This is a genomic window from Streptomyces sp. NPDC093097 (genome assembly GCF_044754325.1).
Classification (GTDB): Bacteria; Actinomycetota; Actinomycetes; order Streptomycetales; family Streptomycetaceae; genus Streptomyces.
Genome location: NZ_JBIVOW010000007.1, coordinates 292346 through 308259, shown reverse-complemented (window position 1 = coordinate 308259; position 15914 = coordinate 292346). Strand labels below are relative to the sequence as shown.

General features: G+C 73.5%; 12 protein-coding genes. 8 read left to right on the top strand and 4 right to left on the bottom strand.

The genetic code is table 11. From position 1 onward, the window contains the following. Positions 1–284 precede the first annotated feature (284 nt). Entirely contained in the window at positions 285–1448 is a 1164-nt protein-coding gene (locus ACIQE0_RS15445; RefSeq protein WP_402332127.1) for a serine/threonine protein kinase, read from the top strand. 5 nt (positions 1449–1453) lie between these two features. Next, positions 1454–2185 carry an HAD family hydrolase gene (locus ACIQE0_RS15440; RefSeq protein WP_402332124.1) on the top strand — a complete coding sequence of 244 codons (732 nt, stop codon included), beginning with the start codon at positions 1454–1456 and terminating at the stop codon, positions 2183–2185. Here the strand turns inward: ACIQE0_RS15440 and ACIQE0_RS15435 are convergent. After that, entirely contained in the window at positions 2169–3623 is a 1455-nt protein-coding gene (locus tag ACIQE0_RS15435; protein ID WP_402332291.1) for a N,N-dimethylformamidase beta subunit family domain-containing protein, read from the bottom strand. The two genes, ACIQE0_RS15440 and ACIQE0_RS15435, sit on opposite strands and share 17 nt — an antisense overlap. A gap of 83 nt (positions 3624–3706) precedes the next feature. Here ACIQE0_RS15435 and ACIQE0_RS15430 point away from each other — a divergent pair, with 83 nt between their 5' ends. Together ACIQE0_RS15430 and ACIQE0_RS15425 are read left to right on the top strand one after the other, a co-directional pair. Then, entirely contained in the window at positions 3707–4579 is an 873-nt protein-coding gene (locus ACIQE0_RS15430; RefSeq protein ID WP_402332121.1) for a class I SAM-dependent methyltransferase, read from the top strand. Then, positions 4576–5349 (top strand): N-acetyltransferase, encoded by a 774-nt coding sequence (locus ACIQE0_RS15425; protein ID WP_402332118.1) that lies wholly within the window; start codon positions 4576–4578, stop codon positions 5347–5349. The genes ACIQE0_RS15430 and ACIQE0_RS15425 overlap by 4 nt, the downstream gene beginning before the upstream one ends. 47 nt (positions 5350–5396) lie before the next feature. Here the strand turns inward: ACIQE0_RS15425 and ACIQE0_RS15420 are convergent, their stop codons facing one another. Then, on the bottom strand, positions 5397–6521 hold the full coding sequence (locus tag ACIQE0_RS15420; protein ID WP_402332116.1) for a hypothetical protein: 1125 nt from the start codon (positions 6519–6521) through the stop codon (positions 5397–5399). A 335-nt stretch (positions 6522–6856) separates the two neighbouring features. On the opposite strand from ACIQE0_RS15420, the gene ACIQE0_RS15415 reads away from it, so the two are divergent. Together ACIQE0_RS15415 and ACIQE0_RS15410 are read left to right on the top strand one after the other, a co-directional pair. Next, complete coding sequence (locus ACIQE0_RS15415) at positions 6857–7381, top strand: hypothetical protein (protein WP_402332113.1); 525 nt, start codon at positions 6857–6859, stop codon at positions 7379–7381. Between the two features lie 105 nt (positions 7382–7486). Then, positions 7487–9142, top strand: a complete 1656-nt coding sequence (locus ACIQE0_RS15410) for a multicopper oxidase family protein (protein ID WP_402332110.1) — start codon at positions 7487–7489, stop codon at positions 9140–9142. A gap of 63 nt (positions 9143–9205) precedes the next feature. Here the strand turns inward: ACIQE0_RS15410 and ACIQE0_RS15405 are convergent, their stop codons facing one another. Continuing rightward, positions 9206–10810 carry an FAD-dependent monooxygenase gene (locus ACIQE0_RS15405; protein ID WP_402332107.1) on the bottom strand — a complete coding sequence of 535 codons (1605 nt, stop codon included), beginning with the start codon at positions 10808–10810 and terminating at the stop codon, positions 9206–9208. A gap of 134 nt (positions 10811–10944) precedes the next feature. Here ACIQE0_RS15405 and ACIQE0_RS15400 point away from each other — a divergent pair, with 134 nt between their 5' ends. After that, a complete protein-coding gene (locus ACIQE0_RS15400; RefSeq protein ID WP_402332104.1) occupies positions 10945–11436 on the top strand; it encodes a MerR family transcriptional regulator in 492 nt (163 codons plus the stop codon). Positions 11437–11792: 356 nt separating this feature from the next. Continuing rightward, a complete protein-coding gene (locus ACIQE0_RS15395) occupies positions 11793–12839 on the top strand; it encodes a methyltransferase (protein WP_402332101.1) in 1047 nt (348 codons plus the stop codon). 44 nt (positions 12840–12883) lie between these two features. Here ACIQE0_RS15395 and ACIQE0_RS15390 read toward each other — a convergent pair whose 3' ends face one another. Further along, a complete protein-coding gene (locus tag ACIQE0_RS15390; protein ID WP_402332098.1) occupies positions 12884–15763 on the bottom strand; it encodes an ATP-binding protein in 2880 nt (959 codons plus the stop codon). Positions 15764–15914 lie beyond the last annotated feature (151 nt).

The following is a 15914-nucleotide window of genomic DNA, read 5'->3' as shown; positions in this document are numbered from 1 at the left end:
TCGGGTTGTCGGAACCGGCTGTATCTACCCCGGGGATCTCGCCTCTCACCCCGAGAGTCCTTTCCGGCCAGAAAATCCAGCGGCCGGAAGTGGTCTGGCCAAGAATGCGGGGACGACCGCCCGGCAGGCCGGGCCATATTCCGATCTTGAGTCGGCAGCGGAAAATCCCGCATCGGATTGACGCAAAAGGCGCGCCGCGCGAATGATCGGCTCTTGACGGTGCCGCCCCCGCTGCCTCAGTTTTGCTCGGGTGTCTCCCACGTCCCCTATCGAAGGGTTTGCACGTGACTGAGTACGGCACGACGGCCGCAGATCAGGCCACCCGCCCGGTGAAGGTCAACTCCTGGAACGGCTGGGACCCGCTGCGGCACGTCGTCGTGGGACGTGCCGACAACACGGTGGTTCAGGCCCCCGAGCCCGCGATCCGGCGGGACTTCCCCGATGACGGATTTCCGCTCGGCAGCCACGGCCCGATGCCGGCGGAGATGACCGCCGAGGCCAACGAGCAACTGGACAACTTCGCCGCGCTGTTGCGGCGGCGCGGAATCCGCGTCGACCGCCCCACGCCGGTCGACTTCGACCAGCGCGTCAGCACCCCGGACTGGACCCAGGAGACCATGTCCGGCTGCATGCCGCCGCGCGATCTGCTGCTCACCGTCGGCAACGAGATCCTCGAAGCCACCATGTCGTACCGCAGCCGCTGGTTCGAGTACCTCTGCTACCGGCCGCTCCTCCAGGAGCTCTTCAAGGCCGACCCGCGCATGCGCTGGGAGGCCGCGCCCAAGCCCCGGCTGACCGACGCCTCCTACACGCCGGGGTTCTGGGACACCTACAACACCCTGCCCACCGACGTGCAGTTGGCCCGGGTGCGCGACTACGACCTGGTGCTGACCGAGGAGGAGCCGCTGTTCGACGCGGCCGACATCGCGCGCTTCGGCAAGGACCTCTTCGTCCAGCTGTCGTTCGTCACCAACCGCAGCGGCTACCAGTGGCTCAAGCGCCACTTCCCCGACCACCGGGTGCACGCGGTGACCTCGACCAACACCCACCCCCTGCACATCGACGCCACCTGGGTGCCGCTGCGCCCGGGACTGGTGCTGCACTGCGGTGAGCGGCTCGCCGACGCGGAGCTGATGGAGTTCTTCCGGCGCAACGACTGGGAGATCGTCGAGGCGGTGCAGCCCGCCAGTTGGGACCATCCGCCGAAGCTGTCGTACTGCAGCCCGTGGCTGGCCGGCAACATGCTCAACCTCGACCGCAACACCCTGTGCATCGAGGAGAAGGAGGTGGCGCTCGCGGACCAGCTGTCCGGCTACGGCTTCGAGATCGTGCCGGTGCCGTTCCGCGCGGTCGGCCCGTTCGGCGGCGGACTGCACTGCGCCACGTTCGACATCGAACGGGAAGGGGAGCTGGAGGACTACTTCCCGCACCGCCACGGACGGTACTGAGCCCGGTGCCGGCCCCGTCGCCGCCCGGCCGGACCGCCGTCCGGGGCGTGATCCTCGACTTCTACGGCACGCTGGTGCGGCTGGTCGAGCCGCTGCCGCCCAGTCACCGGTCGCTCTTCCTCCGCCGGGGCCTGGCCGAGGCCGCCGACGCATGGGGCGACCAGTGGTCGGTCGGCCCCCGGGACGGCGAGGAGCACACCGCACACTCCGTCAGCGAACGGGCCTACCATGCCTGGGAGTTGGACCGGTTGCGGCGCCGCGCGCTGTCCTGCGGCGTCCCCGAGCCGGTGGCCGGCCCGCTGGCCGCGGAGATCGACCGGGCCATGAAGGACCTGCGCCTGGCCCTCTTCGACGAGGTGCCGGCCGCGCTGGCCGGGCTGCGCGCCCGCGGTCTGACGGTGGCGGTCTGCTCCAACTGGTACTGGGATCTGGACCGCGCCCTGGAGGACGTGGGGCTGGCCGGGCTGGTGGACGTGGCGGTCACCTCGGCCCGGGCCGGCGCCCGCAAACCGCACCCGCTCATCTACCGGACGGTGCTGGCGCGCTGCGGGCTCCGTCCCGAACAGGCCCTGTTCGTCGGCGACATGTGGGCGGCGGACGTCGCGGGGCCGCTGGCCTGCGGGATCCGCGCGGTGCACCTGTGGCGTCCGGACCGGGCGGTGGCGGGCGCGGCCCCGCCGCTGCCGGACGGGGCCGCGCGCATCCCCTCGCTGGCCGCGCTCAGTGGTCTGCTGTGACCGGGCCGGGGGCGGAGAGCCGGTCCAGGACGTTGCGGGTCACCCGGACGACGCCGGCATCGAGCTCCCGGCCGCAGACCACCGGCCAGTCGGTCGTCCCGGCCGTGAACACCGTGCCGCCGGCGGTGTAGAGCCCCATGGTGGCGGCGCGCGGACCGGTGAGCGCCGCTTCGCGCGCCGGGCAGTTCCAGTGCCCCCATTTCAGATGGTGGAAGTCGTCGTGCACCGGATCGAGGAGGTAGATCCCCAGGATGAGGAAGGACTCGGGCGTACCGTCCGCGCCGGTGGCGTACGCCACGCCGTCGGCGTCCCGGGCGAAGGCCGCGCCATCGCACTCGTAGCCGATCAGCGGCGTCCCGGCCCCCAGGGCGTCGGCCGGCCCACCGCCCGTGCCGTCCCGCAGCCCGGTGCCCTCGTACACCCAGTGGTCGGCGTGCTGGACCCGGTACCCCTCGCGCGGGCGGTCGCCGGGCCATTCGCCGGGCCACATCCCGCCGTTGCGGAAGCTGACGCCGGTCAGGGTGTTCTCGGGCTCGCCGACGCCGTCGGGCGGCGCCGGCCACCACTGGTCGGTCGCCGGGAGGTGCGGATACTCCTCGCCCACGTGGTGGTCGGTGTCGGAGACGAACGCGGTGTTGCCGTCCACCGGGTGGATGCGCCACCAGCAGGTGTTGGCGCTCAGGAACGCCACGTTGCCGCCGCCGGCGATGAACCGGGCTACCCGGCCGCGCATCGCCGCGCTCCAGTACTCGTCGTGGCCGACGCTCAGCAACAGCCGGTACGGGGCGAGCAGTTCGGGCTCCTCGTGGAGGTCGAGGTCGGTGCAGTACTCGACCTCATAGCCGCCGCGTTCCAGCCAGGCGATGAACGGCGCGTCCCAGTAGGCGAGGTCGATCACGCCGCCGGGCCGGTGCAGGCTGAGCCGGTGGCCGCGCGGGCCCTGCGGGCCGGCCTGCTGGTAGACCGGGTTGTCGTAGAGGCTGGCGGCCCGCTGGACGTCGGCGCGGTCGGCGCGGTTGTAGGCGTGCCGGGTGTAGGTCGATTTCTTGTAGAGGATGCGGGCCCCGGTCGCACCGGGCCGGGACGGCCGGACGACGAAGAACTCCCGGCCGAATCCCTCTATTTGAGAGTCGTCCAGGAGTGGCGTGCGCCGGATCTCCTCCGCCTCGATGAAATGGGCGAGGTAGATTCCCGGCGGCCAGTCCTCGGGCACGGTGTGGTGGTACGACGGCCAGTGCCAGTCCACGGCGGGCGAGGCGTGCTCCGGGACGCCGTCCGGATGCGGCGGCGCGGCGGCCGGCACCCCCGGATACGGGCCGGTCTCCGCCATGAACGACAGTTCCTTTCCCCATCGGTAGAAACGGACCCGGAATTCCGCGGCGTCCGTCGACACATGAAATCCGAGACGCCGGCCGACTATCACGCTCTCACGTTCCATATATCCCTCGATCATCCGCGTCATGTTAGGGACGCGGTCGAGGGCCCGACAACCGAACTTCCGGCCAAGGGAGACAGGACGACATGGACAAGGAATTCCGGGTGCGCGAACTCATGCTGGGCATCGAGGGGATGGCGCTGCTGCGCCACTCGCTGGACGCCGACGAGGATTTCCTGAAGGCCCGGCTGGAGGAGATCCGGGCCCTGGTGGCGGGTGAGGGGATCGCACTCCCGGACGGCGGGGCGGCGGTCGGCGAACTGGACGCGGCGGCCGGCTACGCCTCCTGGGCGGCCCGCTACGACTCGCTGCCCAGCGCGTACATCGAGGTCGAGGAGCCGGTGGTGCACGGGCTGTTGGACCGCGGTCCGGTGGGCACCGCGCTGGACGCGGCCTGCGGCACCGGCCGCCAGAGCGCCGCGCTGGCCGCCCGCGGCCACCGCACCATCGGCGTCGACCAGTCACCGGAAATGCTGGCCCGGGCCGGCGACAAGGTACCGGCTGCGGAATTCCGCTGCGGGCACCTGGAAAACCTTCCGCTCGACGACGAAAGCGTTGACCTCGCGATCTGCTCGCTGGCCCTGACGCATCTGCCCGACCTGTCCCGCGGAATTTCCGAACTGGCCCGGGTGGTGCGCCCCGGCGGCCGGATCATCGTCTCCGATCTGCATCCGTTCGTCGTCTCCGTCCAGGGGCAGTGCGTGTTCGTCGACGGCGAGGACCAGTTGGCCTTCGTCCGCAACCATGTCCACCTGCCCGGCCGCTATCTCGACGCCTTCCACTCCGCCGGGCTGACCGTGCGGGAATGCCATGAGCCGGCCTTCAACGGGCGGCTGGCGCCGGGAGGTTACGAGGAGACCATCGGGGACGCCGCCCGGGCCGCCTGGAAGGACCTTCCGCTGGTCATCGTCTGGGCAGTGGAGAAGCCCGCCGCACACGGGCAGGAGCGCGCCGTATGACCCTTCGGTTCGTGCATCATTCCCAGCGCCCGGAATTGTGGGACCGGATCGACGGGGAATTCGCCGGAGTGGTCCCCGAATACAACCTGCACGGCGATATCAACGCCGGTTTCTGGGAGCGCCTGTTCAGTGACTTCCCGGACCACCAGTTCCTGCTCCACGACACCGCCACCGACACCATCCTGGGCACCGGCCGCACCCTGCCCCGCACCTGGGACGGCACCCCCGAGGGGCTCGGCACCGGGCTCGACGCCTCCATCAAGGCGGCCTTCGACGACCACGATTCCGGCGCGGCACCGGACGCCCTGTGCGCCCTGGGCATCGAGATCGCCCCCGCCCACCAGGGCCGGGGGCACTCCGCCCGCCTCCTGGCGCACATGGCCGACATGGCCCGTACCGCCGGGCTCTCCCATGTGATCGTCCCGGTCCGCCCCACCTGGAAGGACCGCTACCCCCTCGCCCCCATCGAGCGGTACGCGTCCTGGACCCGGGCCGACGGCGCCCCGTTCGACCCGTGGATCCGCGCGCAGGTGCGGCAGGGCGGCGCGGTCTCCGCGGCGGTGGCCAAGTCCTCCCGGATCACCGGCACCGTTGCCGAATGGGAGGCCTGGACCGGCCTGGCCTTCCCCGACGACGGCCGCTACGTCTTCCCCGGCGGCCTCGCCCCGCTCGACATCGACCGCACCCGCGACCGCGGCGCGTACTGGGAACCCTGCGTCTGGATCACCCACGACGTCCGGGAACGCACCGCGTCGACACCTGCCCCCTAAAAGCTCTCAACTGCCGGGCAAGCAACGAGAGTTCACGACGAGGGAAGCTAGCCCCGAGTTCCCGCAGCCGGCCCCAGCAGCAGGCCGCCCCACCGCACCGCGCTCTCGGCGTACGCGGCCAGCAGCGCGGTGCGGTCCGGGGTCGCCTCGGGCCGCCGCTCGGGCGGCAGTCCGGCCGGGCCGACCGTGGAGAGCGCGGCGGCCCGGACCCGGGCGGCGGCCGCGCCCGCCGGCCCGGCCGCCGCCGGCGGTGCCGCGTGCCGGCGGGCGGCGTCCTCGGCCTGCCGGCCCAACAGCAGGCAGTGGATCCACAGTTCGTCCGCGAAGGCGGTCCCGAACAGCCTCCCCACCTCCGCCGCGGCGTCCGCCGGCCGGTGCCGCCGCGCCACGTCCCGCACCTGCCCCTCCGTCAGCCCGGTGTCCGGCAGCGCCTCGGTCCACCGCAGATGACGGCGCGGATCGGCGTCGCGTTCGTGCCCCGCCGGCCGCAGGTACCCCTCGCCGTACCGCATGTACGGCAGCCAGCCGCACTCCTCCAGCACCCAGCCGCGGTCCAGCAGCGGACGCGCGTCCGCGGCCCCGACCGGGCACACCGCCAGCCGGATGCCCTGCGCGGCATGCCCGTTGATGCTGCTCGTCCCGATGTGTTCGACCACGCTCGGCACCGCCAGCAGCGCGGACCGCCCGGTGGTGCGCAGGAACGTGGCCATCACCTCGTCGTCGTGGCGCTCGCCGGTGTCCGCGGCGAACGACCGGAAGGCGTCCGCCGTGCGGACCGGCAGGCAGATGGCCAGCGTCGGTGCGAACTCCTCCGGCACCGCGCGCACCCAGCCCGCGCCGGCCAGCGCCGCCAGGCGGGCCGCGGCGCCGTTCCGGGCGTGCCAGTTGGTGTAGAAGATCAGCGCCTCGTCGGGGAACCGCGCCACCGATCCGGCCACCAGCTCCAGCAGTTCCGGCGGTGCGGCCACATCGTCCTGGACGACCAGGTGGTGCGCGGCGCCCTCGGCCCGCGCCGCCCAGGCCACCAGTGCGGTGCGCAGCGCCGACGGCGGTCCGTCCGGGTCGGGGTCGCGGGCCAGCCCGTCGAGCCCCAGCCGGGCGGCGAGCGCCGCGGCCTGCTCCTCGCGCACCGGGTGGGTCATCACGGCCGAACTCAGGGGCGCTGTGCTCACCGGGCCACTCACTCCTCACGTCGCGCGGACCTCGCCGTCGGGCCGCCTCATGGTGGCAGATCACCGCGGCTCGCCCACCCCGCGGGCGGAGAGTGGCCGAATCCCTACGTTCGCGACAGGGGCCCAACGGGCGGCCGGGGAGAACCAGTAGGCCGCTTTGCCCGGCTTCATGGGGACGGCGACGCGGCGACCGCGCAGCACGGCTCCAGCGGACGGACACCGGTCGCGCCACCCATAGCCCTAGGGGGTATGGTCGGGCCGCAGAGGCGCACCGGGAGAGCTGTGCCCGATGGTGCGGAGGGGAGGGGACGGACGTGAGCATACGGTCGCCGCGCGTGACGCGGGACGGGGCGGGTCGCCGCACCGTGCGACCGCGCCCGGCTCCGTCCGGACGCCGCCGGCCGGCGGTCCTGCTCGCCCTCCTGTGGTTGATCGCCGCCGTGGTCTCCCACCACAGCCTGCCCGGCACCGCACTGCCGATGGCCTCGTCCATGCCGCACCCGTCAGCCATGCGGCCGGCGGCGACGCAGCCCGCGGCCGCCGCCCGCCACGACGGCACACCGCCCCGCCATGCCGGCTCCCCGCACGCGCACCCTGCCGACTCCCGGCTCGGTCGTGCCGAGCCCGGCCATCGCCCTCCCGGCCAACCACTGGTCCGCCAGGCGCAGTCCGATCACGCGGACCACGGCGGCGCCCACTGCTCGTCGTACGACGTCCGGTCCGAGCAGTTCGTCTCGCCGCCACCGCTCATCGGTCATGCCCGCGCACCCGAGCACGCGGCCGCCGTTCCGCCCGAGCCCCACCGCGCCGGCGGGCCCTCCCCGCCCGATCCGGCCGCCCTCTCCGTCCTGCGCATTTAGGCCGTCACCCCTTTCCCCACGGCCTTTCCCCCCGCGGTGCCGACGCGCTGCGCCCTCATGGCGCGCGCCCGCAGCGCCGCGCACCCCTGCGTAAGGACAGCACCGATGAACACGCTCAACCGACGTTCCCTCCTGCTGGCCGGCCTGGGCACGGCAGGCGCCGGCCTGCTCGCGGCCTGCTCCGGCGAGACCCGGAGCACCGCGCCCGCCCTGGTCAGCCCGTCCGGGCCGGCGGTGGCGGCCGCCGAGAAGAAGCGGCGGCACTCCGGCGGCCGGGAGCACCGGGTCCGGCTCACCGCGACCCACGGCACCGTGGACCTGGGCGGCGGAAAGACGGTGCGGACCTGGAGCTTCGACGGGCGGCTGCCCGGCAAGGAGATCCGCCTCACCGCCGGCGACACCCTCGTCGCCGACCTCGCCAACCACCTGCCGACCAGCACCTCGGTCCACTGGCACGGCCTCGCCCTGCGCAATGACATGGATGGCGTGCCGCCGATCACCCAGCGCGCCGTGGCGCCCGGCGGCTCCTTCGGCTACCGCTTCATCGCCGACACCCCCGGCACCTACTGGTTCCATCCGCACGTCGGCGTCCAGTTGGACCGCGGTCTGTACGGCCCGCTGATCGTCGAGGACCCGCACGAGCCGCTGCGGTACGACGACGAGTGGGTCGTCGTGCTCGACGACTGGCTCGACGGTGTCACCGGCACCCCGGACCAGGCGTTCGCCGCGCTGCGCCAGGGCATGGACCACGGCTCCATGTCCCATGGGGGCGGCTCCTCTTCGCACGGAGGCGAGGGGGGCGGGCACGGCGGCATGGACGGGATGCCGGGCATGGACGGCATGAGCGGCATGGGCGGCATGGACATGGGCAGTTCGGGCGGCGGTATGGACATGGGCGGCTCGGGCGGGGGCATGGACATGGGCCCGTTCATGCTCATGGGGGCGTCCAGCACGCTGCTGGGCGGCGATGCCGGCGATGTGAAGTACCCGCACTATCTGGTCAACGGCAAGGTCCCCGCCGCGCCCGCCACCTATCGGGGCAAGCCCGGCCGTCGGCTGCGACTGCGGATCATCAATGCCGGTGGGGACACCGCGTTCCGGGTCGCGCTCGGCGGCCACCGGCTGACGGTCACCCACACCGACGGGTACCCCGTCGTGCACGAGCCGGCCGACGCCCTGCTGATCGGCCCCGGCGAGCGGTACGACGCGCTGGTCACGCTGGACGACGGCGTCTTCCCGCTGGTCGCCCTGGCCGAGGGCAAGGGCGCGGCCGGCCTGGGCGTGGTGCGCACCGGCTCCGGCGACACCCCCTCCCCCACCGTCCGCCCCAAGGAGCTCGACGGCCGGATCCCGAACGCGGCCGCCCTGCGCCCGGCCGACGGCGTACGGCTGGCGGCCCGCAAGCCCGACGTCACCCACCGCATCGAGCTGACCGGCGGCATGGCGAAGTACGGCTGGGGCCTCAACGGCCGGCGGTTCGACATGAACCGCCCGGACGCCCGTCCCTTCACCGTGGACGCCGGTCAGCGGGTGCGCCTCCAGTTCCACAACGCCACCGAGATGTGGCACCCCATGCACCTGCACGGGCACACCTTCCGACTCGGTGCGGCCGGCCCGCGGAAGGACACCGTCATCGTCCTGCCCGGCACGACGGTCAGCTGCGACTTCGACGCGGACAATCCGGGCCGGTGGATGCTGCACTGCCACAACGCCTACCACGGTGAGAGCGGCATGATGGGCCTGGTCGCCTACCGCGCCTGACTCACCGGGCGGCACGGCCCGGGAAGCCGTGCCGCCCCGGGCCCGCTCCGTACGCGGCGCGGATCACCTGGGAGTCAGCGCCGTGCGCAACGACCCTTCGCCGGTTCCGCACCAGGCCACGAAGCCGTCGGGGCGGACCAGTACCGCGCCGTCCCGCAGGCCGAGTTCGCGGGCGTGCGCGGCGTCGAGCCGGTGGACGTGCGGGGTGGGGCGCAGGCCCGCGGCGACCGCGCGCCAGTGCGGGGCGTCCGCGCCGGTGAACAGCGTCCAGCGCGAACCGATCACGTCCAGCGTGGAACGGCGGCCGCTCTCAGGGGAGTTCAGCCAGCGGTGCGGGAAGCGGTGGCCGAGCCGGACGGTGTCGCCCAGGGGGTCGGGACGGTGCTCGGTGGCGCCGTCCTGCGGCTCGGGCCGGTGTCCCTCGGTGTCGTGGGGCGGGTAGCCGTAGCAGAGCATGCCGCGCACGTAGTCGGCGGCGAGCCGCTCGTAGAGGGCGTTGGGGTCGCCGGACAGGGACCGGTAGCCCTGGAGCAGGCCGCGGGAGACGGCCAGGGACGCCTGGGCCGCGGTCCGGCGCTCGGGCTCGTAGGTGTCGAGGAGGGCCGGTGCGCACTGGCCGTGCAGGACGGCGGCGAGCTTCCAGGCGAGGTTGTGGCCGTCCTGGATACCGGTGTTCATGCCGAGGCCGCCGGCCGAACTCTGGACATGGGCGGCGTCACCGGCGAGGAAGACCCGGCCGCGGCGGAAGGCGGAGGCCAGTCCGGTGGCGGCTTCCCAGGCATGGACGGCGTCCAGCCGGATCGGGATCGCCGGGTCGCCGATGGCGGCCCGCAGCAGCGCCAGGGTCGCGTCCTCGGTCAACTCCGCCGGACCGGCGGCCGGTTTCCCGGGGAAGTCCATGATGTGCGAGGACCACTGGTCTCGCCCGTTCTTCGACATCAGCGTGGCGTGCACGGCGTCGTTGCGGACGAAGCACAGATGCGTCCCCCAGTCCGCCATCGCGTCGCCCAGGTCGGCCCGGAAGAAGGCGGTGTTGAGGTGGGCGGCGGCCGTGCGGTCGGGCATGGTGACACCCAGGAACCGGCGCACGTCGCTGTGCGCGCCGTCGGTCCCGATGAGATAGTCGGCGGTGATCTCCCGCTCCTCGCCGGTGGCGGCGTCGACGAGCCGGGCACGCACCCGGTCGCTCTCCGGCGTGAGGCCGACCAGCCGTACGCCGAACCGGACGCGCCCGCCCCGCCGGCCCAGTTCCTCCTGCGCCAGCCGCTGCACCTGGTCATGTGTCAGCACGCGGCGGACCGGCACCGGGGTGCAGCTCTCCAGCCACGTGGCGTACCGCGGCGGCAGCCCTCCGCGGTGCCGGGTCGCGCCCAGTCCGCTGTCCTTGAAGACCCACCGCATCGGCTCGCCGCCGTCCCAACCCTCCCGCTCCAGGGTGGACTTCAGGCCAATCGACCGGAACAGCTCCAGGGTCCGCAGGCTGGTGCTCGCCCGCGGCACCGCCCCGGCCATCGGGTCCCGCTTGTCGATGACCAGGGCCCCGACTCCCCAGTGGGCGAGGAACATCCCCGTCGCGAGCCCGACGGGCCCGGCGCCCACCACCAGCACCGGCACGTCCGGGGGCCCGGCGGCGGCGCCTGCCGCCCGCTCCCCCGACGCACCGGGCATCCCCCGCACTCCTCGTTCCGCCTGTCGTCCACCCATGGCACGCTCCCTTTCCCCACGTCGCGACGGAGCGACGTATCGGCGTTCGGTGGCCATCACGCTCCCCGCTCAAGTCGGCTTGAGCGCAACATGGCGGCATGACCGACACGCTCTACTCGATCAGTCAGGCCGCTCGGTGCTTCGATGTGCCGGTGTCGACGCTGCGTTACTACGACGATCTGGGTCTGCTCCCCGCGGCCGCCCGCCGGGCGAACGTGCGCTACTACGGCCGCACGGAATTGCGCCGGCTCGCCCTGATCCAACGCCTGCACCACCGCGGCCTGGTGAGCCTGGCCGACACCGCCGTGCTGATCAGCGACAGCCCGGCCGACGACCAGCCCTCCGGCCGCGAGGTGCTGACCGCCTCCATCGAGGCGATCAAGGACCGGATCGCACATCTCCAGACCGCCCAACGCCTTCTCGAACACCTGCTGACCTGCCCGAAGTCCGATCCGGTCCGGGAGTGCGCACCGCTGCGCTCGGAGCTCGACCGGGACGTGGCCCAGGCGTTGGCGGGGCGCGTGCCGTCCCGGGGCGAGCCCTCGCGTCGGGTGCCGCCGCCCGTGCGTGATGCGCGGCCGGGGTGCTGAGCGGGCAGACCGCGCGCCCAAGTGCGGTACGTTCTGGCCCGGTTCGGCGGCAGGCCGGAAGTCGCCGGGTGGAACCGCCGCCACCGCCGCGTGGTGCGCCCGACAGTCTTGCCGGGCGCCACGCTCTGCGACATCTTTGAATCCCCGTTGCCGACGGGGGCGGTCCCGCCGATCCTGGACGCCGCCGACTGCGCACACGCCTCCCGTCGAGGAGCCTGGGCCGGCGCGTCGGGAAGCCCTAGGCCGCAAGGCCGAGGCGAAGATCCGTTCGTGGGTGGTGCCGGCGGTGGGACGGCGCGGCAAGAGTGAGTGGGGCAGCAGCCCGACTCACCGACCCATCTGCCCGGAGGCTGACGGTGGATACCTCGAACCCGACCGACCAACCCGGACGGTCCGACGCCGCGGCGCACGCGGCGGCGGCGCATGTGATCGAACAGTCGCTGGGGCACCTGTACTCCGCGGCGCTGCGGACGGCCGTCCTCCACCACCTGGCCGACCATCTGGCCGGCGGCCCCCGCACCGCCGCCGAACTCGCCCGCCGTACCGGCACCGACGCCGGCGCCCTGCGCCGCACTCTGCGCTACCTCGCCTCGCGCGGGGTCTTCCGCGAGGACGGCAACGGCGCCTTCCACATGACGCCGGCCGGGCAGTTCCTGCGCGCCGGGGTGCCCGGCTCGCTGCGTGAGGCGGTGCTGATGCTCACCGACGACATCTTCGTGCGCTCCTCGTCGGCGCTCGACGAGACCGTGCGGACGGGCGCCCCGGCCTTCCCCAAGGTCTTCGGCGCCCCGTTCTTCGAGTACCTCAAGGACGATGACGCGACCCGGGAGCTGTTCGACACCGGTATGGCGGCGTTCTCCGAACCGCTCGACGACCTGGTGGCGGGCGCCTATCCGTTCCCGGCACGCGGGACCGTGGTCGATGTCGGCGGTGGGCGGGGCGGGTTGCTGCGCCAGGTCCTGCTGCGGCATCCGGGGCTGACCGGGGTGCTGTTCGACCAGGCCCCCGCGCTGCGGGAAACCGTCCTGGGCGACGCGGAACTCGCCGGCCGGTGGCGCGCCGAGCCGGGGGACTTCTTCACGTCCATACCGGACGGCGGTGACGTCTACGTCCTCAAGCACGTGCTGCACGACTGGGACGACGCGTCGGCCGTGCGCATCCTCAGCGGCTGCCGGCGCGGCCTGGCCCCGGAGGGCAGGGTGCTGGTCGTCGACTCCGTGCCCGAACCGGGCAACGACCCGCATCCGGGCAAGACGCTGGATGTGGCGATGATGACGCTGGTGCCGGGCAAGGCGCGCGGGCCGAAGGAGTTGGATGTCCTCTTCGCCCGGGCCGGTCTGCGCCGCACCCGGATCCTGCCCACCCCCGCCTTCGCCGCCATCGTGGAGGCGGTCGCGGACTGAACTGCCGCCCGCCGCATACTTGTTGCCCCCTGCTCGCCCCTGGTTCAGCCCTCGCCCGGTGTTCCGGTTCCGGCGGCCGCGGCCGGAACCGACGGGGTCCGCATCCGTGCGGCCCCCTCCGGAACGGCTGCCTCCGGAACGACTGGCTCCGGAACGGCCGCGTCCCGAACGTCTCGCTCCGGAACTGCCGACTCCACAACGCCGTTCTCCACAAGGCCCTGCCCCACAAGGCCCTGCCCGACAACGCCCTGTTCCGGAGCACCCTGCTCCATAGCTCCCCGTTCCGGAACGACCGGCAGGGCGACCACCATGGTCAGCCCGCCGCCGGGCGTCTCCTCCGGGGTGAGCGTGCCGCCCATCGCCTCCGTGAGGCCGCGGGAGAGCGCCAGGCCAAGCCCGAGACCGGTGGTGTTGTCGGTGTCGCCGAGCCGCTGGAACGGCTCGAACGCCCGCTCCCGGTCGGGGACTTGGATACCGGGCCCGCGATCGGTGATGCGCAGCTCGACGCGTCCGGCGAGCGCGCTGGCGCCGATCGTGACCGGCAGGCCGGCCGGCGAGTGGCGGACCGCGTTGGACACCAGGTTGGCGATGACGCGCTCCAACAGGGGCGGATCGGCGAGCACGTCGGGGGCGGTCTCCAGCCCCTGGGCCACGATGCGCCCGAGCACCTGCGGGGGCGATCCTGGCAGGGTGTCCAGCGCCGCGGGCAGCACCTCGGCGAGCGCGACGGGCTCCAGGTGCAGGGTCAGCGCCCCGGCCTGGAGCCGGCTCAGGTCCAGCAGGTTGTCGACCAGGCGGCTGAGCTTGGCAAGGGACTCCTCGGCGGTGGCGAGGAGTTCGTCCCGGTCCTCGGGCGAGAAGTCCACCTCGCGGCTGCGCAGCGAACTGATCGCGGCCCAACTGCCGGCCAGCGGCGTGCGCAGGTCGTGACCCACCGCGGCCAGCAGCGCGGTGCGCATCCGGTCGGCCGCCTTGACCGGTTCGACCTCGGCGGCGGCCTCGGCGAGCCGGGCGCGTTCGACGGCCGCGGTCAGATGCGCGGCGAAGGCGGTGAGCACCCGGTGCTCGGAGGCCGGCAGACGGCGCCCGATCAGCACCAGCACGCTGTCGTCCCCTATGGCGACCTCGGTCCGGTGCTCCGCACCGGGACCGCCGGCGGCGACCACGGCGTGCAGTGCGGCGTCCACGGTCCCGTCGGCACCGCCCTCGGCCGCCCCCGCGCCCCCGCCCGCGCCGGCTTCCGGGGACGTCCCGCTCGCCACCGGCGGGCGCGGCTCCGGCACGTCCCCGCGCGAGCGCAGTGCGATGCGGTCCATGCCGAAGGTCTCCCGGGTGCGCTCCAGGAGGGCGGGCACCGCCCGGTCCCCGCGCAGGATGCCGCCGGCCAACGAGCTCAGGGTCTCGGCCTCCGCGGTCGCCCGGGCCGCCCGCCGCCCCAGGCGCAGCGAGCGGCCCACGATGGCGGCGACGGTCACCGCGACGGTGGTGAACGCGGTCTGCGCGACCACGATGTTGGCCTCGGCGAAGGTGAACTCGCCGATCGGCGGGATGAAGTAGTAGTTCAGCAGCAGCGACGTCGTCACCGAGGCGAGCAGCGCGGAGACCACTCCGCCGATGCAGGCCACGCCCAGCACCGTCAGCAGGAAGAGCAGCGCCTCGCTGGTGAGGTTGAGCGAGAGCGGGCCCGAGACGCCGCCCAGGATCAGGGTCAGCGCGGCGGGCAGCACCAGGCCGGCGACCGGTCCGGCCACCCGGCGGGCGCGCGGCAGACCGCTGCCGGGGATGACCCAGCTGCGTCCCTGGCCGGCGTATTCGTGGTTGACGGTGCGGACGTCGATCTCACCGGAGCGTTCGACGACGATCTCCCCCACTCCGCGCGGGGCGAGCAGTCGCCGCAGCCGGCCGCGGCGGCTGGCGCCGACGACGAGCTGGGTGGCGTTCTGGGCGCCGGCGAAGTCCAGCAGCGCGGCCGCGACGTCGTCGCCGACCACCGCGTGGTAGGTGCCGCCGAGGCTCTCGGTGAGCCGTCGTTGGGCGGCCAGTGCGGCGGGTGAGGCACCGGCCAGGTCGTCGCTGCGGGTGATGTGCACGGCGAGCAGGTCGCCGGCGGAGGACCGGTCCACGATCCGGGCGGCCCGGCGGATCAGTGTGGTGCCCTCCGGTCCGCCGGTGAGCGCCACCACCACCCGCTCGCGGGTCTCCCACACCGGCCCGATCCGGTGCTCGTGCCGGTACCTGCGCAGCGCCTCGTCCACCCGGCCGGCGAGCCACAGCAGCGCCAACTCGCGCAGGGCACTGAGGTTTCCGGGCCGGAAGTAGTGCGACAGTGCGGCGTCGACCTTCTCCGGCGGGTAGATGTTGCCGTGCGCCATCCGGCGGCGCAGCCCCTCGGCCGGCAGGTCGACCAGTTCGATCTGGTCGGCGTGGCGCACCACTTCGTCGGGCACGGTCTCGTACTGCGGCACCCCGGTGATCTTCTCGACGACGTCGGTGAGCGACTCCAGGTGCTGGATGTTGAGGGTGGCCACCACGTCGACGCCGGCGCGGAGCAGTTCCTGGACGTCCTGCCAGCGCTTGGTGTTGCGGCAGCCCGGCGGGTTGGTGTGGGCGAGTTCGTCGATCAGCACCACCTCCGGGCGCCGCTGGAGCACCAGGTCCAGGTCGAGTTCGGCGAACTCCGCGCCGCGGTGCCGGCGGACCGTCCGCGGCAGCACGGCGAGCCCGTGCAGCATCGCCTCGGTGGCCGGACGGCCGTGGCACTCGACGAACGCGACCGCCACGTCCGTGCCGCGGGCGGTCCGCCGCCGGCCCTCGTCCAGCATCCGGTAGGTCTTGCCCACACCGGGGGCGGCCCCGAGAAAGACCTTGAGCCGGCCGGGACGCGGCCGCCCCGGCCCCGCGGCCCCCTCGCTGCCCCGCCTCATGACACCCGCTCCCTTCCGGTACGACAGCGCGCCGGGCGGAGCCGCGGGGAATGCCTCCCCGCCGTCTGCCACCGGCCGGCGCGCGGGCTCCTTCTCCGGGCCCTGCGAGCATCGTCACCGCCGCTGCGCACGAACCGCGCCGCGCTGCGCG